Origin of the sequence: Solwaraspora sp. WMMA2101 (assembly GCF_049179175.1) — a bacterium.
In the GTDB taxonomy this organism is placed as follows: domain Bacteria; phylum Actinomycetota; class Actinomycetes; order Mycobacteriales; family Micromonosporaceae; genus Micromonospora_E.
The window spans coordinates 765,766-783,483 of record NZ_JBMHMA010000006.1; the positions used below are offsets into that span (position 1 = coordinate 765,766).

Here is a 17,718-nt window from a genome sequence, read left to right on the forward strand (position 1 = left end):
GTAAGGGCCCTGAACGATCGGCGTAAATGCCCGTCACAAGCTGCAACCACAAAGCGGACACGGCATACACATTCGTCGCCAACGGGTAACGAACAGTGAGCACAACGAACAACTACTCAGCGCTACGACCCCGAAGCCCTCCTCCACGACGTCCGGTCGGGGTTCCGGTCGGGGCGGTTAGTTCGATACCATCGAACAAGAATTCGGTGCGGCCCGGCGGGCGGTCCGCCTCACCCCCTGGGAGGTCCGGTGCGCAGGTCAGACCGCGTCGTCACCGACGGTGACGTACGTCAGGATCTGGTCGGCGCCCGGATGCGCCAGTTCCGCAAGGAACAGGGGCTGACCCTGCGCGGTCTGGCCGGTCGGGCCAATCTGTCGATCGGCTTCCTGTCGCAGGTCGAGCGGGGTGTCTCGTCGATCGGGCTGACCGCGCTCAACAGCGTCGCCGCCGCCCTGGACCGGCCGGTCGCCGAGTTCTTCAGCGAGGAGCCGCCCGCGACCGCCGAGGACCCGCAGGGCAACTTGCCGGTGCACTTCACGCTCACCCGGGCCGACAACGGCGCGACCGAGTACGTCTCCGGTCAGCAGACCTATCGGATGCTCTCCGACCGTGGCCCCAACCTGGTGCTGGAGCCGATGCTGGTGCACATCGCGCCGGGCGGGCGCCGCGAGGAGGCGTACGGGCACGCCGGCGAGGAGTTCGCCTACGTCGTGCGGGGCGAGCTGCTGTACGAGGTCGACGGGGTGGAGCACCGGCTCTACCCGGGCGACAGCCTGCACCTGCGGTCGAACACCCCGCACCGGCTCTACAACGACACCGACGAAGTGACCACCGTGGTCTCGGTGGTCACTCCCCGGTTGTTCTGACTCCGCGCACCGTCGCCGGTCGGCGCCGGAAACTGCCCACTGCTGGGCATCATGTTCACTGTCACGTAATAATTCGGCGGACGGCTCACCGGCCGAGTCGGCGGTCCGTCTCGGCCATCGTCGCCCGCCAGATCGGCGCGGCCGGGTCGATCACCGAGAAGTGGTCGCCGGCCTGCTCCAGCCAGCCCGGGTCCTCGCCGGCGGCGCGGGCCGCGGCCACGTACCGGCGGTTGAAGTCGATCAGGTCCAGGTCGTCGCTGGCACCCTGGACGATCAACTGTGGTACGCCGATCGGCAGCCGGGCCATCGGATCCGAGGCGGCGTACACCTGCGGGATGTCGTCGCGAACACCGCCGAGCGCGGCGGCGACCGCCCCGGTGCCGACCTGGCGCCGCTGGCCCTCGGCCAGGTCCAGCACCCCGGCCAACGACACCGCCAACGCCACCGCGACACCGCCCGCACCGCCGGGACCGCCAGAGCCGGGACCGTCGGCGGCGGTGTCGGCGGCCAGCCGCAGCGCCAACTGGCCGCCAGCGGAGTGGCCGAACACCGCGACCCGGTCCAGGTCCAGCGACCCGGCCGGCACCGCGTCGCCGGTCAGCTCCGGCAGGTTGGCCAGCACCGCCAACCCGGTCGCCACGTCGGCGGTGGTGGCCGGCCAGCCGTGCCGGTCCGGTCGGCGGTACTCCAGGTTCCACGCCGCGTAGCCCCGGTCGGCAAGGTCGATGGCGAGCGCGTCCATCAGGTCCGCCGCCCAGATCGACCGCCAGAAGCCGCCGTGCAGCAGCACCGCCACCGGCACGCGATCACCTGCCGCTGGCGGCAGCCGCAGCTCGCCCCACTGTTCCGGATCCGGACCGTACGGGATCCGCAGTGCCGGTCGGCGCAGCCGGTGCACCGCGTGCCGGACCGCCCAGGCCAGCCCCCACACGCCCCGGCCGTACAGGTGGGTCGAGGCTTGATGCACCGGCTGCGGGCCGGTAACGTCGGGCTCGTACCACACGGTGCGGCCGGCCCGGTCGCCGCCGCTGGTCAGCAACGACCGGACCGCCGGGTCCGGGCCGGGCAGCCCGACGGCGGCGCTGCCCGCGCCGAGGCCGTCGAGCAGCTGTCGCACCTGACCCGCGTCGGCGGCGGCCACGAAGTCACCGGTCACGCCGAGACCGGTTGCCTCAGCGGCGACCAGCCCGTGCAGCAGCGACGGGTCGACCGCCAGCCCCGGGCCGGCGACGACCAGTACATGATCGACAGTCATCGGGAACCCTCCTTCCGCAGCAGCGGCAGCACCTGCGCGCCGAGCAGCTCCACTCCCCGATCGTCGGTGAGCCCGTGCGGGGTGCCGAACTCGACCCGGCGTACCCCGGCGTCGATCAGCGCCTGTGCCTGGGCGGCGACCTGCGCCGGGGTGCCGGAGAAAGCGAACCGGTCCAGCAGGTCGTCGGGCACCAGCCGGCCCGCGTCGACGTCACGCCCGGCCGCCACCAACGACTTGACGTGCGCCAGCAGCTCGTCCGGGACGGTCACCGTCGGGTCCAGGTCGGCGACGACCGCCAGGTACATCGCCACTTCGGTGCGGGCCTTCGCCCGCGCCGCCTCGCCGTCGGTGTCGACCACGGTCACCGCGCCGAACACGATGCCGATGTCGTCGACCGGGCGGCCGGCGGCCTGCGCACCGGGGCGGATCCGGTCCCGGATCACCGGCACCATGTCCGGGTTGGCGCTGCCGCCGACCTTGATCTCGTCGGCGATCCGGCCGGCGAGCGCGGCACCGCGCGGCCCCCAGGCGCCGAGTAGCAGCGGCGGGTCGGGGCGGTGCACGGCGTACCGGAGGGTGGTGTCGGCGGCGAGTTGGAACACCGTACCGTCGAAACCGGACGTGTCGCCGCGCAGCAGCCGGTAGACCACCTCGGCGGCCTCGGCGAGCGCGGCGAGCGGGCGCGGCTGGGCGATGCCGACCGCGCCGAGCCAGGTGCCTCGGGCCAGCCCGAGGTAGGCCCGCCCGTGCGAGGCCAGGTCGAGGGCGGCGAGCTGACCGGCGATCTCGTACGGGGCCATCGAGTACGGGTTGAGGCAGGCGGTGCCGAGCCGGACCCGCCCGGTGGCGGCGGCCATCTCCAGCAGCGGGAAGATCGGCGGCTGGTACATCAGGTCACCGAAGACGGTGAGCACGTCGAAGCCGTACGCCTCGGCGGCGCGGGCCAGCCGGGCGTAGTCGCCGGCGCGCTTGTCGCTCTGCAACCCCAGCCCGATTTCTACAGTAGACACCTGGTTGCTCCCGGTCAGGTCAGGTCGGCGGAGTTCATCCGCCGTTTGCAGGTCCGTTCGACCCGCATGACCAGGCCCTCCTCCGGGTCCGGGCAGGCGAACAGGGTGTCACGTTCCAGCCAGTCCCCCGGCGGCATGTCGCGCTGCTTGGCGGCGAGGAACGGCAGCACGGAGGCGAGCGCGTACACGCAGAAGTGTTTGCCGGCCGGGATCTTCAGGTGCGCGCTGTCGGTCAGCTCGAAGTGGTCGCCGACGGCCATTCCGCAGACCGACCGGCCCTCGATGCGGTCCACGCTGACCCGCAGGTCGTAGACCTCCATGTCGCCGCCTCCGATGCCTTCGCCGCCGTCGGCGCCGGCAGTGTGCTCGCTCATGATTGCTCCCTCGGGTCGATCCGGACGATGATCTTGCCGGTGGTGCGCCGGTCGGCCAGGTCGGCGAGCGCCGCCGGGGTGCCGGCCAGGTCGACGACCCGGCTCACCGGGGGCCGGACCGCGCCGGCCCGGATCAGGTCGAAGATCCGCTGGTACGCCTGGGCGACCGCGTCGGGGCGGGCCCACGGGTACGTCGAGCCCCAGGAGAGCCCGATCAGGGTGGCGTTGCCGGCGATCAGCCGCATCGGGTCCACCGGCGGCGGGGTGCCGCCGGCCGCACCGACCGCCACCAGTCGGCCCTCGACGGCGAGGCAGTCCAGCGACCGGGTGAACACGTCACCGCCGACCGGGTCGACGACCACGTCCGCGCCGGTGCCGCCGGTCGCGTCGCGTACCGCGTCGACGAAGTCGGTGGCCAGGTAGTCGATGGCGACGTCGGCGCCGTTGTCGCGGCACAGCGCCGTCTTCGCCGGCCCGCCGGCGGTGCAGATCACCCGGGCGCCCCGGGCGCGCGCCAGCTGGGTGGCGGCGATGCCGACGCCGCCGGCTCCGGCGTGCACCAGCACCGTCTCACCAGCGTGGACGCCCGCGCGGTCCAGGGCGAACCAGGCAGTCTGATAGGTGACCGGGACGGCGGCGGCCACGACCGGGTCAAGCTCGGCCGGACGCGGTACGGCGAGCGTCGCGTCGATGGTGACGGTCTCGCCGAGCGCGCCGTGCGGCAGCGCCGGGCAGGCCACCACGTCGACCCCGGCCAGGGCCTCGGCCCCGGTGCCGGTGGCGACGACCCGGCCGGCCAGCTCGACACCGGGGGTGAACGGCGGTTCGGGGCGCACCGGGTACTCGCCCCGGCACAGCATGACGTCGAGGAAGTTCAGCCCGACGGCGGTGACCGCGATCCGCACCTGGCCGGGGCCGGGCGGCGGGTCGTCGGGCAGGTCGGCGACTGTGAGCACCTGCTCGGGTTCGCCGTACCCGGTGGCGATCAGCCGCCTCATGCCGGGCCGCCGGCGGGTTCGAGGTCCGGTTCCGCCGGGTCGCGGACCAGTTCGGAGTGGTGGTGCACGATCCGCCAGCCGTCGTCGGTGCGGCGCAGCACGTCGGTGACCCGGCTGTGCTGCTCCGGTCCGCCGCCGGCGGCCACGGCGACCAGGACGTAGCGGGCCACGGCGGCGTCGCCCCACACGTCGACCCGCAGCTGCCGCGCGGCGAGCCGGTCCAGCGTCGGCCGGCTGCCGGCGGCATCGCGGCCTGCCCGGTAGGCGTCCAGTTCGGCGCGGGTACGCAGCGGGCCGGGCAGGTGCGTCTCCCAGGTGGTCACGTCGGCGTGCAGGTGCCGGTCGAACCGGGCCTGGTCACCGGCGAGAAAGGCGTCGTACATGTCGTCGATGTCGGCGGCGATCTCGGCGGCGGCCTGTTCGGACATTCTGCTCCTCCTTACGTCGGTCACCACGCCGCCCACCCGGTGCGGTCGTCACGGATCACCCGGCCGCCGGACATCACCCAGCGCACCCCCCGGAACGCCGACGTGTCGGCGAGCGGGTCGGCGTCCATCGCCACCAGGTCGGCGTACTTGCCGACCTCGACGGTGCCCAGGTCGGCCTCGGCGCCGAGCCAGCGGACCGGGCCGAGGGTGCCGGCGTACAGGGCGCGGGCCGGGCCGATGCCGCTCTCCGACAGGTACTCCAACTCCCGGACGGAGGCGTTGGTGCCTTCGAACTGCCAGAACGGCGGCATGTCGCTGCCGAGCAGCACCTCGACGCCGGCGGCGAGGGCCATGGCGTAGCTCTCCAGGTGCCGGGGGCCGGCGCCGAGGGAACGGCACTGCATCCACTCCGGTACGCCGAGTTCGTCGAAGAACTCCTTGCAGCGGGTGACCAGCAGGGTCGGGACCAGCGCGGTGCCACGGTGTGCCATCCGGGCGGCGACCTCCTCGGTGAGCTGGTAGCCGTGTTCGACGCAGTCCAGGCCCAGCTCGACGGCTTCGCCGATCACCGGTGCCGGGCCGGCGTGGGCGGTGACCTTGCGACCCCAGGCGTGCGCGGTGTCGATGACGGCGGCCATCTCGTCGGGGAACAACTGTCGGGTATGGATCGACTCGTGTTCGCCGGCGATCCCGCCGGAGATCATCACCTTGATCAGGTCGGCGCCGGCCTTGATCTGGCTACGGACACCCCGGCGGAAACCGTCGGCACCGTCGCATTCCAGCGTGTCGCTGCTCTCGTGGCCGTGCCCGCCGGTGCAGACCAGGGCCCGGCCGGCGGTGAAGATCCGTGGCCCGGTGACCCGGCCGGAGCTGATCGCCCGGCGCAGCGCGAAGTCGGCGTGGTCCTTCTCGGCGACGCAGCGGACCGTGGTGACGCCGCAGAGCAGGGTCCGCCGGGCCCCGTCGGCCATGTAGAGGGCCAGCTCGTGCGGGGTCATGTTCTTCACGCTCTGCCCACCGGTGCCGGGCAGCGACAGCGACAGGTGGGTGTGCATGTTGGTCAGCCCGGGGGTCAGGTAGGCCCCGCCGAGGTCGATCTCGGTGATGTCGGCGTCGGCGCGGGCGGCGGCGGTCACCTCGGCGGCCGGGCCGACAGCGACGATCCGGTCTCCGCGTACCCGCACGGCGGCGTCGGGGACCGGGCCGACGCCGTCGAGGACGCGGGCGTCGACGACGGTGCAGTTGGTCAGGACGGTGTCGACCGGTGCGGGGCGGGTGGCGGCGCTCATGCCGGGGTCCGGCCATCGGGGGCGGTCATCGGAACCTCTTTCACGGTCAGGTCGGGTACGCCGTAGACGTCGCGGGCGGCGGCCGGTGACACGTAGCCTTCGGCGACGTCGGCGCGTACCGCCCCGGGATCGCGTTGACGCGGGTCGCCGTGCCCGCCGCCGCCGGCGGTGAGCAGGGTGATCCGGTCCCCGGGGGTCACCGGCGTGCGTCTGGTGCTGACCCGGTGTTCCCGATCGGTGCCGGGGTGGACGATCACCTGGATCGGTTCCGGTTGGGCACCGCCGGCCAGCGCCCACGGCGCCGATCTGGTCTTCTTCACCACCGACAGGAACTCGCCGGGGGTGACGAACCGGATGTCGCGGCGCAGCCCGGGTCCGCCCCGGTGCCGGCCGGCTCCGCCGGAGTCGGCGCGTACCTCGACCCGTTCGAAGAACATTCCGGTGCGGGCCTCGAGGACCTCGACCGGGGTGTTGCGGGCCTGGGTCTGGCACAGGTGGTTGGCCGGGCCGAGTCCGTCGTGGTCGGGTGTGGCACCCCAGCCGACCGGGTCGTTGTTGCTGACCGCGTAGAGCTGCCCGGTGTCGGGGTGGGTGCCGACCATCATGAACCCGGGCACGTCCCCACCGGACGAGGCGGCCAGCCGGTCCGGCATCCCCTGGGCCAGCGCCTGGTAGATCAGCTCCATCGCCACGGTGCCGGTCCACTGGGTGAAGGTGGCGGCCGGGTAGACGGCGTGGAACAGGCTGCCCGGTTCGGCGATCACCCGCAGCGCGGTGAAGTGCCCGGCGTTGGTCTGCTCGGTCGGGGTGGTCAGCGCCTTGAACGCGACCCGGGCGGTGGCGATCGTCGACCCGTACGGCAGATTCACCGGCCCGGCGACGGCGGGTGACGAGCCGGTGAAGTCGATGGTGCAGGTGCCGTCGGCGATGGTGACGGTGACCTGCATCCGGATCGGTTCGTCGGTGATGCCATCGTCGTCGAGCCAGTCCACGGCGGTCCAGGAGCCCTGCGGCAGGGCGGCGAGCGCGTCGGCGGTGGACGCTTCGGCGGCGGCGATCGCCGTGTCGACGACCGATTCGACGGTGGCCAGGCCGAACCGCCCGATCAGCTCGATCAGCCGCCGCTCACCGGTGCGCAGCGCCGCGACCTGGGCGTGCAGGTCACCGACGACCAGTTCGGGCATCCGCGAGTTGAACCGGATCAGTTCGATGATCTCGTGCGCCGGCTCGCCCCGGCGGAACACCTTGGTGCCGGGGAAGATGATGCCTTCCTGGTGCATGTCGGTGGAGTCGAGCACGTACCCCGGGTCCTTGGCCCCGAGGTCCATCCAGTGCGCCCGGACGCAGAGGAACCCGACGAGCGTGCCGTCCGCACCGCCGTGGTCCGGCAGGAACACCGGGGCGAACAGGGTGGCGTCGTAGGCGTGCGCGGCGTTCCAGTACGGATAGTTGAGCAGCACGATGTCGCCGGGGTACAGATTGTCCCGGCCGACGTACTCGACGCCTTTGCGGATCGAGTAGTCGTTGGCGCCGAGGAACCGGCTCAGCCCGGTGGATTCGGCGACCAGCCGGAGTTCGGCGTCGTAGATGGAGATGCCGAAGTCGTACACCTCGTAGATGACCGGGTTGAACGCGGTGCGCACCAGCGCCGAGCGCATCTCCTCGGCGGCGGCGACCAGGTAGCTGCGCACCACCTCGGCCGCCGCACCGTCCACTTTGCAAGTATCAGTCATCGACGTCGACCCCGTAGACGTCGCGGGCGGCGGCCGGCGACACGTAGCCTTCGGCGACGTCGGCACGCACCGCCTCGGGATCCCGGTCGCGCGGGTCGCCGTGCCCGCCGCCACCAGCGGTGAGCAGGGTGACCCGGTCCCCGGGGACGACCGGCGTGCGTCTGGTGCTGACCCGCTGCTCCCGGTCGGTGCCGGGAAAGACGATCACCTGGTTGGGTTCCGGTTGGGCGCCGCCGTCGAGCGCCCACGGCGCCGACTTCGTCTTCTTGATCACCGACAGGAACTCGCCGGGGGTGACGAACCGGATGTCGCGGCGCAGCCCGGCACCGCCCCGGTGCCGACCGGCGCCACCGGAGTCGGTGCGCATCTCGACCCGTTCGAAGAACATCCCGGTACGGGCCTCGAGAACCTCGATCGGGGTGATCCGCCCGGTGCTGCCGGAGACGTGGGTGGCGGCGTTCATGCCGTCGTGCTCGCGGGTGGCGCCCCAGCCGACCGGGTCGTTGTTGCTGACCGCGAAGAGCTGCCCGGTGTCGGGGTGGATGCCGACCATCATGAACCCGGGCACGTCCCCACCGGACGAGGCCGGCAACCGGTCCGGCATGCCCTGGGCGAGCGCCTTGAGGATCAGTTCGACGGCGACGATGCCGGTCCACAGGGTGAACGTCGGCTGCGGGTAGACGGCGTGGAACAGGCTGCCCGGTTCGGCCCTGACCCGCAACGGCGCGATGGTGCCGGCGTTCGACGGCTGGTCCGGCGAGGTCAACGACTTCAGGATGACCTTGCAGATCGCCTCCGTGGCGCCGTACGGCATGTTGATCGGGCCGGGCACCGCCGGTGACGAGCCGGCGAAGTCGACGGTGAACGTGCCGTCCGCGATGGTGACGGTGACCTGCATCTTCACCGGGTCGTCGGTGATGCCGTCGTCGTCGACCCAGTCGGTCGCCGTCCACGACCCCTGCGGCAGCGCGGCCAGGGCGGCCCGGCTGCGCGCCTCGCCGTCGGCGATGATCGCCTCGACGGCGGCGTCGACAGTGGGCCGGCCGAACTTCGCCAGGATCTCCAGGAAGCGCCGCTCCCCGGTGCGCAGCGCGGCGATCTGGGCGTGCAGGTCGCCGAGCACCTCGGCGGGCATCCGCGAGTTGAAGCGGATCAGCTCGTGGATCTCGTGCACCGGCTCACCCCGCGAGACGACCTTCGTGCCGGGGAAGATCAGCCCTTCCTGGTGCATGTCGGTGGAGTCGAGCACGTACCCCGGGTCCTTGGCGCCCAGGTCCATCCAGTGCGCCCGGACGCAGAGGAACCCCACGAGGGTGCCGTCGGCGGCCGGATCGGCCGGGTCCGGCATGAACACCGGGGCGAACAGGGTGGCGTCCGAGGCGTGCGCCGCGTTCCAGTACGGGTAGTTCAGCAGCACGATGTCGCCACGGTGCAGGTTGTCCCGGCCGACGTAGGCGACGCCCTTGGCGAGCGAGAAGTCGTTGGCGCCGAGGAAGAACGTCAACCCGGTCGCCTCGGCGATCAGCCGCAGGTCGGCGTCGTACATCGACATGCCGAAGTCGTGCACCTCGTAGATGACCGGGTTGAACGAGGTACGGATCAACGTGGCCCGCATCTCCTCGGCGGCGGAGATCAGGTAGCTGCGGACCACCTCGGTGGTCGCGCCGTCCAGAGTGCTCACTTCGCCTCCTCCAGGGTGACCAGCAGGTAGCCGTGCGGGTCCACCTCGACGTACTGGCCGCTGGGCACCACCGTGGTCGAGGTGCCCTCGTCGACCAGGGCCGGGCCGGCGAATCGGTCCCCCGGGGCCAGCTTCGACCGGTCGTAGACGGCGAACGGCACCACTTCGCGGGTGCCGAAGTCGAAGGCGTAGCGGTGGCCGAGCAGCGCCCGTGCCGGGTCGCCGTCGCCGGCGGACGGGCGGTGAAGCTCCGGCCGGGTGGTCCGGCCGATGCCGCGTACCCGCAGGTTGAGGATCTGCAGCCGGTTGCTCATCGCGTGGCCGTACCGGGTGCGGTGCAGCTCGGTGAACGCGGCCCGGATCGCGGCGCTGTCCAGGTCGGTGCCGATGGTGACGATCAGGGAGTGTTCCTGACCGAGGTAGCGCAGCTCCAGCTGGCGCTCCAGCACCGCCGAGGCGGCGTCGACGCCCTGCTCCACCAGGGAGGCGACCGCTTCGGCTTCGACCTCGACGAACGTCGACTCCAGCGCGGCCAGGTCGACGCTGCCCTCCGGCGCGTCGGCGTCCAGGGTGGCCAGCACCGTCCGGGAGAAGTCGTCGACGATGTCGGCCGACAGCATCCCCCAGGCGGAGAAGCCGGACGGGGCGAACGGCACCACCACCTCCCGGATGCCCATCTCGCGGGCCAGCAGTGGGGCCAGCAGCGGGCCAGCACCGCCGAACGCGAGCAGCGAGAAGACCCGGGGGTCGTGGCCGCGTTCCACGGTGATCTGCCGGACCGCGCCGACGGTACGGGCCAGCAGCACGTCGTAGACGCCGGCCGCGGCGGCGGTCGGGCTCAGCCCCAGCGGGGTGGCGATCTGCTCGTCGAGCGCCGCCTGTGCCGCCTTGGCCTGCAACCCCATCGCGCCGGCGAGGAACCGGTCCGGGTCGACGTAGCCGAGCACCACCGAGGCGTCGGTGACGGTCGGGCGCTGACCGCCCCGGCCGTAGCAGACCGGGCCAGGGTCGGCACCGGCGCTCTGCGGACCCACCTTCAGCAGCCCCCGGTCCAGCCAGGCGATCGAGCCGCCGCCGGCCCCGATGGTGCGGATGTCGTACGTCGGGATCAGCAGCGGGAAGTGCTCCAGCTGGGCCTCGTACGCGGCGACCGGGCTGCCGCGTTCGATCACGCAGGCGTCCAACGACGTACCGCCGATGTCGAAGGTCAGCAGGTTGTCCCGACCCAGCGCGTCGGCCAGGTAGGCCGCGCCGACGATGCCGCCGGCCGGGCCGGACAGCACGGTGTGCGTCGGGGACGTCTTGGCCATCGTCGAGGTCATCGACCCGCCGCCGGAGCGCATGATCAGGAACCGGCCGGTGAAGCCCCGGGCGGCCAGCCCGGACTCCAGCTCGTCGACGTAACGTTCGAAGATCGGCCGGATGTACGCCTCCAGCACGGTGGTGCTGGTCCGCTCGTACTCGCGGTGCTCGCGCACGATGTCCGTCGACACCGAGACACTGACCTGCGGGTACGCCTCACGGATGAGGGCGGCGGCGGCCTGCTCGTGGCGCGGGTCGACGTGCGAGTGCAGGAAGCAGACGGCGATCGAGCCGACCCCCTGGCCCTCGACCAGGGTACGGGCGGCGGCCCGGACGCTGTCCGGGTCCAGCTCGGTCACCACCCGGCCCTGGTAGTCCAGCCGCCCGGTGACCCCGGCGGTGTACCGGCGCTTGACCAGGCTCTCCGGCCGCTCGTACTGGAAGTCGTACATGTGGTCGGCGGGCACGTTGCCCCGACCGAGCAGGAAGATGTCCCGGAAACCCTCGTTGGTGATGATCCCGGTGGCTCCGCCCCGGCGCTCCAGTACGGCGTTGAGCCCGAGCGTGGTGCCGTGGATGAACAGCTCCACCTGCGACAGGTCGGTGCCGAGCGCGGTCACCGCGTCCAGCACACCCTCCCAGGGGCGGGCCGGGGTGGTCGACGCCTTGCGGAACCGGACCTGGTTGGTACGGGTGTCGAGTTCCATCGCGTCGACGAAGGTGCCGCCGATGTCGACGGCGAGCCGGATGTGTGGTGCGGACATCGTCGTGGGGTCACCTTTCGGATTCGGTGAGCAGGTCGGGGATCTCCGGGGCGCGCCAGCAGGCCACCCGGCTGTGCCCGTACGGCTGCAGTTGCTGGTCCTCGGTGCGGCAGCGGGCCGTGGCGAACGGGCAGCGGGCGGCGAGCGGGCAGCCGGCCTCGGCGTCGGCGTCCTCCAGGTCCTTGAGCAGCTCGACCCGGCCGCCGCCGAAGCCGGCGCCAAGGCTCGGTGCGCTGGACAGCAACGCCCGGGTGTACGGGTGCGCCGGGTGGGTGAAGACTTCGTCGACCGGGCCTTCCTCGACGATTCGGCCCAGGTAGAGCACGATCACCCGGTCGGCGAACCCGCGTACCGTGGCCAGGTCGTGGGAGATGAAGATCGAGCCCCGGTCGCGGTCGGCGGCGACGTCGCGGATCACCTCCAGGATCTGTGCCTGCACGGTGACGTCCAACGCCGACGTCGGTTCGTCGAAGACGATCAGGTCAGGGTCGCCGACCAGGGCGCGGGCGATGCCGACCCGCTGGGCCTGACCGCCGGAGAGTTCGTGTGGGCGCCGCGCCAGGATCGACCGGTCCAGGCCCATCCGGTCCAGCACCGCGCCGACCCGCTCGGCCCGCTCGTCGGCCGGTACGCCGAGAGCGCGCAGCGGTTCACCGATGGCGTCGGCGACGCTGCGGCGCGGGCTGAGCGACCCGAACGGATCCTGGAAGACCATCTGGGCGCGGGTCCGCAGCCGGCGCAGCGCCCGGCCGCGCAGCTCGGCCATCCGGGCCCCGCCGATCTCCACGGTGCCCTCGGCCGGTTCGACCAGCCCCAGGATCAGCTTGGCCAGGGTCGACTTGCCGCAGCCGCTCTCCCCCACCACACCGAGGGTCTCACCGGCGGCCACGGTCAGGTCGACGCCGCGCAGCGCGTGGTGCCCGCCGCGACCGAACCGGTTGCGGTAGACCACGTGGGCGTCGGTGATCCGCAGCACCGTCCGGTCGCCGACGGCAGCAGGCTCCGCCGGCCGCCCCGGCTCCGGCACCGATGGGTCGGCGGGGATCGCCTCGACGGTCGACGGGCCGGTCTGCGGGTGGAAGCAGGCCAGTGTCCAGCCGGCGGCGCCGGTGGTCGGGCCGGTGGTCGGGGCCGCCGCCGTGGTCGGGGCGGCGACCGGGACCGCGCCGGTCGGCGGGCGCCGCTCGGCGCAGCGGTCGGTGGCGTGCGCGCAGCGGGCCACGAACGGGCACTGCCGTGGTGGCGCGGTCAGCAGCGGCATGCCACCGGCGGTGGCCCGGACCGGCCGGCCGTCGACGTCGGGCACCGAGGCGAGCAACGCCCGGGTGTACGGGTGGGCCGGCGCGCGCAGCACCGTGGCCGCCGGGCCGCTCTCGACCACGGTGCCGGCGTAGAGCACCACGACCCGGTCGCAGACCTCGGCGATCGAGGCCAGGTCGTGCGAGATCAGCAGTACGCCGCGCCGGTCGGTGTCGGCGGCGTGGCGGAACTGCCGCAGGATCTCCCGGGCCAGGGTGACGTCCAGGCCGGTGGTGGGTTCGTCGGCGATCAGCAGGCCGGGCGCGCAGCCGGTGGCCAGCGAGATCATCACCCGCTGCGCCATCCCGCCGGACAGTTCGTGCGGGTACGCCGCCAACCGTCGCTGCGGGCTGCGGATGCCGACGGCGGCGAACAGTTCCCCGGCGGTCTCGCGGGCCTGCTGCGGGGTCATGCCCTGATGGGTGACGAGCCGGTCTACCAACTGCCGGCCGACGGTACGGGTGGGGCTCAGCGCGCCGCGCGGGTTCTGGAAGCAGATCGCCGCGCCGTGGCCCCGGTGGCGGCGCAGCTGCTCCGGTCCGAGCCGCAGCACGTCGACCGGACCACCGTCACCCGAGCCTGCGGTGGGGTCGTCGGTGGGATCGCCGCCGTGGAAGCGGACCCGGCCGGTGGCCTGCGCGCCGCCGGGCAGCAGTCCGACGATGGAGCGGGCCACCATGGACTTGCCGCCGCCGCTCTCGCCGACCAGGCCGACCACTTCGCCCCGGTCGACGTGCAGGCTGACGTCGCTGAGCGCGGCGACCTGCCGGCCGGGCCGACGGATCAGCACCGACAGGTTCTCGATGGCGAGCAGCTCGCGGGTCGTCGTGGTCGAATCCATCGCGGTCACCGCCGTTTCGCTTCGGCGCGTTCCTGCAGGCCTTCGCCGAGCAGGCTGAACCCGAACACGCTGACCAGCAGAAACAATCCGGGCGGTACGGAGGTCCACCAGCGGCCGGCGACCACGTCCGGTGAGCCGAGGCTGATCATCGACCCCCACTCGGCGGTCGGCACCGCGATGCCCAGCCCGAGGAAGGACAGCCCGGCCAGGGTCAGCATCGCCCAGCCGCAGCCCAGCGGGGCGATCACCCGTACCGGGGTGAGGCTGTTGGGCAGCACGTGCCGCCAGAGCACCCCGACCGGGGACGCGCCGGAGGTGACGGCGGCGTCGATGAACGGCAGCTCGCGGACCGAGCGGACCTCGGCGCGCACCAGCCGGGCGTAGCCGGGGGCGTTGACCAGGGCGATGGTGAGGATCAGGTTGACCGTGCCGCCGCCGAGCAGGGCCGCCACCGCGAGGGCCAGGATGAAGGTGGGGAACGCCTGGAAGATGTCGAGCAGCCGCATCAGCACGTCGTCGATCCAGCCGCCGAAGTAGCCGGCGACCAGCCCCAGGGTGGTGCCGGCGACGACGGCGAGGGCGACGGCGGCGACCGCGATGCCCAGGTCGAGCCGGCCGGCGTGCAGCACCCGGCTCCACACGTCCATCCCGTTGATGTCGGTGCCGAGCAGGTGGCTGCCGCCGGGTGGCAGCAGCGTACCGGCGGGGTCGATCTCCTCCGGGCCCCACGACGACAGCAGCGGTGCGGCGAGCGCGGCCAACGCCACCACGGCGAGGATCGTCGCGCCGACGGCGATCAGCACGGTGGCGAACCGGCCACCCCGGGCCGTCGCGGTGGCGACCACCGGGGCGGCGTCGTCGGCGCTGTCGCCTGGGCCGCCGGCCGCGCGCAGGTCAACCATCAGATCTTCACTCTCGGGTCGAGGATCGCGTGCACGACGTCGGCGATCAGGAAGACGAGCACGTAGCAGACGGCGATGAGCAGTACGGCGGCCTGCACCACCGGGAAGTCGCGGTAGAGCAGACCGCGCAGCGCCCACTGGCCGAAGCCCTGCCACGAGTAGACGTACTCGATCAGCACGGTGGAGCCGATCGCGGTGCCGAAGACCAGCGCGGCCAGTGACGGCAGCCGTACCAGGGTGGCCCGGATCAGGTAGCCGCGGCGCAGCAGCCGGTCGCGCAGCCCGTGCGCGGCGGCGGCGGTGTACGCCTCGGAGTGCAGCACCTCCAGGGCGGAGGCGCGGACGCTGCGCAGCAGCGGCGCCACGACGACGATCGCCAGGGTGGCCACCGGCAACGCCAGGTGCCCGAGCGCTGAGGTGAACGCCGGCCCGTTGGCGGTCAGCGCGGCGTCGATCAGTTCGGCGCCGGTGATCGGGGTGAGGTTGGTGTCCGGGTCGACCCGGCCGCTGGGGGCCGGGAACCAGCCGAGCATGCTGTAGCCGACCAGGACCAGCACCAGGCCGAGCCAGAACTCCGGCACCGAGTTGCCGATCAGGGCGAGCACCCGGATGCCGTGGTCGGCGGCCCGGTCGGCGCGGCGCGCCGACCAGATGCCGCCGACCACGGCGAGGAGCACCGCCACGGTGACCGCCAGTACCACCAGTTGCAGGGTGGGGCCGACCCGCAGGGCCAGTTCACCGGCGACCGCGTTGCCGCTCTGGATCGACGTGCCGAGGTCGCCGGTGGCCAGCCCGCCCAGGTAGTCCAGGAACTGTTTCCACAGTGGCTGGTCCAGGCCGTAGCGGGCGCGCGCCGCCGCGGCCTCCACCTCGGTGGCGTTGGGGCCGAGGATGGTCCGGATCGGGTCCCCGGGCAGGACCCGGACCAGGACGAAGGTCGCGACGATCACGCCGAGCAGCACCGGGACGAGCTGCAGCAGCCGCCGGACGACGAAGCGGGCGATGCGCATGAGGGGTGGTCGCCGCCGGCGGTCAGGCCGAGGCGCTCAGGTAGCGCAGCCGGGCCAGCCCGTCCATGGGCTGGACCCAGCCGGCGACCTGTTCGCGGACCGGCAGGTTGAAGTTGGGCTGGCAGAGGATGACCCACGGCACGTCGGCGGCGAGGATCTCCTGGACCCGCAGCCACAGTTCGTTGCGCTCGTTGGCGTCCACGATGGTGTGCGACCGCTCGTAGATCTCCTCCAGCTCCGGGTTGACGTAGTTGGAGTAGTTGAGGTTGGCGCCGTCGACGAAGCTGGTGGCCAGCATGTACTCGACGTCGTTGACCCACAGCTGACCGGAGGTGATCTGCAGCGGGATGTTCTTCTGCTGCCGACGCTCGGCCAGGGTGGCCGGGTCCAGCGGGGTCAGTTCCAGTTCGATGCCGACCTTGCGGGCCTCGCTCTGGACCAGCACCGCGATCTGCTGCTGGGTGTCGTTGTCGGTGGCGTAGACCAGCTCGGAGGTGATCTGGTCGACCCCGGTGGCGGCGAGCGCGGCGCGGGCGGCGTCCGGGTCGTAGCCGTACGGGTACCCGCGCTCGTCGTAGCCGGGCATGTCCAGCGGCACGAGGCTCTTCGTCGGGCGGGCGTCGCCGCCGTACACGTTGTTGATGATCTGGTCGTACGGCACCGCGTGGGCCAGGGCCTTGCGCACGTCGACGTTGTCGAACGGCGCGGTGGTCACCGACATCTGGATGGCGACCTGCTCGTTGCTGGCCGCCGAGATGACCTTGATGCCGTCGGCGGACTTGAGGTCGGCGATGTCGCGCTGGCTGATGCCCAGCGCCACGTCGATGTCACCGGCCTGCAGCTGCAGTCGCTGGTTGGCGGCGGCCGGCACCACCGAGATCCGGATGGTCCCGGCCTGCGCCGGGTCCGGCCCGGGGTAGTTCTCGTTGGCGGTGAGCACGATCTCCTGGCCCTGCACGGCCCGTTCGACGTTGAAGTAGCCGCCGGTCGGGGCGTTGTTGGCGAACCACTCGGTGGCCCACGGGTCGGCGTCGGTGGCGTGCTTCTTCGCTTCCTCGGAGTCGAACACGTACAGCGAGATGGCCTGGATCTGTCGGGTCAGCGCGCTGGGGAAGGCCTGGGTGAACTCGACCGTGTAGTCGTCGACCACCCGGACCTGGTCCGGCTCGGTCAGCCCGATCGTGCGGTAGATGCCGGCGACGTTGGCCTGGGCGGCGAAGGCGCGGTCCTTGGACCACTTGACGTCGGCGGCGGTCATCTCGTTGCCGCTGGCGAAGGTGACGCCCTGGCGCAGCTTGAGGGTCCAGACCGTCTGGTCGGCGTTGGGCTCGAACGACTCCGCGAAGGTCGCCACGATGTTCTCGGTGTCGAGGATCCGGGATCCGTCGGCCTCGGTCACCCCGTAGTCGATCATGTACGGGAAGACGTTCTTGTACAGCATCAGGGCGACCGGGTCGAAGCCCACGAAGTCCTGGTCCCAGCTGCTGAGGTAGCTGGAGACCGCGATGCGCAGGGTGTCGGTGCCGGTGCCCGGCGAGGCGTTGCCGGAGCTGTCGGTACGCGACCCGGAGGCGCAGGCACCGGTGGCGAACAGCAACGTGCCGATGCCGCCGAGCTGGAGCACCGACCGGCGGGAGAGGGCGGGCGAGGCGGATTCGCCACGCGGAGAGGTACCAGCCATGGGAGAAGTCCTCCGTCGTCAACGGCGAGGGTTACCAGAGAAACTAGCGGTGACTGTGCGTGAAGCGTTCGGCGAGCTGGGTAGCGGAGTTCAACCAACCACTCCCCGTGTTCTATCAGGCTGAACGCTAGTGAACAAGAGGTGAAACCCGTTCACCGCGACAATCACGCAACTGGCCACACGACAAGGCCGAATGGCCGAGCCACGCAGAAGCAACTTGTTCACGAGATTTCACACAGCTGATACATCAGATCCGACCACCGGGCCAGCGACCCGACGTGATC

The 17,718-nt window shown here is 72.1% G+C and carries 14 protein-coding genes; 1 reads left to right on the forward strand and 13 read right to left on the reverse strand.

Annotated features, from left to right (window positions below; all coding sequences use genetic code 11):
• Positions 1-249 precede the first annotated feature (249 nt).
• Entirely contained in the window at positions 250-867 is a 618-nt protein-coding gene (locus ACN28F_RS03985; RefSeq protein WP_282227952.1) for a helix-turn-helix domain-containing protein, read from the forward strand.
• Positions 868-952: 85 nt separating this feature from the next.
• Here the strand turns inward: ACN28F_RS03985 and ACN28F_RS03990 are convergent, their stop codons facing one another.
• Genes ACN28F_RS03990 through ACN28F_RS04050 form a run of 13 tightly spaced genes read right to left on the reverse strand, consistent with a single transcriptional unit; the run spans position 953 to position 17,434 of the window.
• Positions 953-2,122 (reverse strand): alpha/beta hydrolase, encoded by a 1,170-nt coding sequence (locus ACN28F_RS03990; RefSeq protein WP_289206766.1) that lies wholly within the window; start codon positions 2,120-2,122, stop codon positions 953-955.
• Positions 2,119-3,132 carry an LLM class flavin-dependent oxidoreductase gene (locus tag ACN28F_RS03995; RefSeq protein ID WP_289206767.1) on the reverse strand — a complete coding sequence of 338 codons (1,014 nt, stop codon included), beginning with the start codon at positions 3,130-3,132 and terminating at the stop codon, positions 2,119-2,121. Before ACN28F_RS03995 ends, ACN28F_RS03990 begins: the two co-directional genes overlap by 4 nt.
• 14 nt (positions 3,133-3,146) lie before the next feature.
• Positions 3,147-3,506, reverse strand: a complete 360-nt coding sequence (locus ACN28F_RS04000; RefSeq protein WP_289206768.1) for a TIGR04076 family protein — start codon at positions 3,504-3,506, stop codon at positions 3,147-3,149.
• Positions 3,503-4,504 carry an NADPH:quinone oxidoreductase family protein gene (locus ACN28F_RS04005; protein WP_289206769.1) on the reverse strand — a complete coding sequence of 334 codons (1,002 nt, stop codon included), beginning with the start codon at positions 4,502-4,504 and terminating at the stop codon, positions 3,503-3,505. The genes ACN28F_RS04000 and ACN28F_RS04005 overlap by 4 nt, the downstream gene beginning before the upstream one ends.
• Positions 4,501-4,932, reverse strand: coding sequence for a nuclear transport factor 2 family protein (locus tag ACN28F_RS04010; RefSeq protein ID WP_289206770.1), 432 nt, complete (start codon positions 4,930-4,932; stop codon positions 4,501-4,503). The genes ACN28F_RS04005 and ACN28F_RS04010 overlap by 4 nt, the downstream gene beginning before the upstream one ends.
• 20 nt (positions 4,933-4,952) lie before the next feature.
• Complete coding sequence (locus ACN28F_RS04015; protein WP_289206771.1) at positions 4,953-6,221, reverse strand: amidohydrolase family protein; 1,269 nt, start codon at positions 6,219-6,221, stop codon at positions 4,953-4,955.
• On the reverse strand, positions 6,218-7,936 hold the full coding sequence (locus ACN28F_RS04020; RefSeq protein WP_289206772.1) for a hydantoinase B/oxoprolinase family protein: 1,719 nt from the start codon (positions 7,934-7,936) through the stop codon (positions 6,218-6,220). Before ACN28F_RS04020 ends, ACN28F_RS04015 begins: the two co-directional genes overlap by 4 nt.
• A 10-nt stretch (positions 7,937-7,946) precedes the next feature.
• Positions 7,947-9,635, reverse strand: coding sequence for a hydantoinase B/oxoprolinase family protein (locus tag ACN28F_RS04025; protein ID WP_421357025.1), 1,689 nt, complete (start codon positions 9,633-9,635; stop codon positions 7,947-7,949).
• Positions 9,632-11,701 (reverse strand): hydantoinase/oxoprolinase family protein, encoded by a 2,070-nt coding sequence (locus ACN28F_RS04030; RefSeq protein ID WP_421357026.1) that lies wholly within the window; start codon positions 11,699-11,701, stop codon positions 9,632-9,634. Before ACN28F_RS04030 ends, ACN28F_RS04025 begins: the two co-directional genes overlap by 4 nt.
• Positions 11,702-11,711: 10 nt before the next feature.
• Entirely contained in the window at positions 11,712-13,841 is a 2,130-nt protein-coding gene (locus ACN28F_RS04035) for a dipeptide ABC transporter ATP-binding protein (protein ID WP_421357027.1), read from the reverse strand.
• A gap of 5 nt (positions 13,842-13,846) precedes the next feature.
• Entirely contained in the window at positions 13,847-14,743 is an 897-nt protein-coding gene (locus ACN28F_RS04040; RefSeq protein WP_421357028.1) for an ABC transporter permease, read from the reverse strand.
• A complete protein-coding gene (locus tag ACN28F_RS04045) occupies positions 14,743-15,753 on the reverse strand; it encodes an ABC transporter permease (RefSeq protein WP_421357029.1) in 1,011 nt (336 codons plus the stop codon). Before ACN28F_RS04045 ends, ACN28F_RS04040 begins: the two co-directional genes overlap by 1 nt.
• Before the next feature lie 22 nt (positions 15,754-15,775).
• Positions 15,776-17,434, reverse strand: a complete 1,659-nt coding sequence (locus ACN28F_RS04050; RefSeq protein ID WP_421357030.1) for an ABC transporter substrate-binding protein — start codon at positions 17,432-17,434, stop codon at positions 15,776-15,778.
• Positions 17,435-17,718 lie beyond the last annotated feature (284 nt).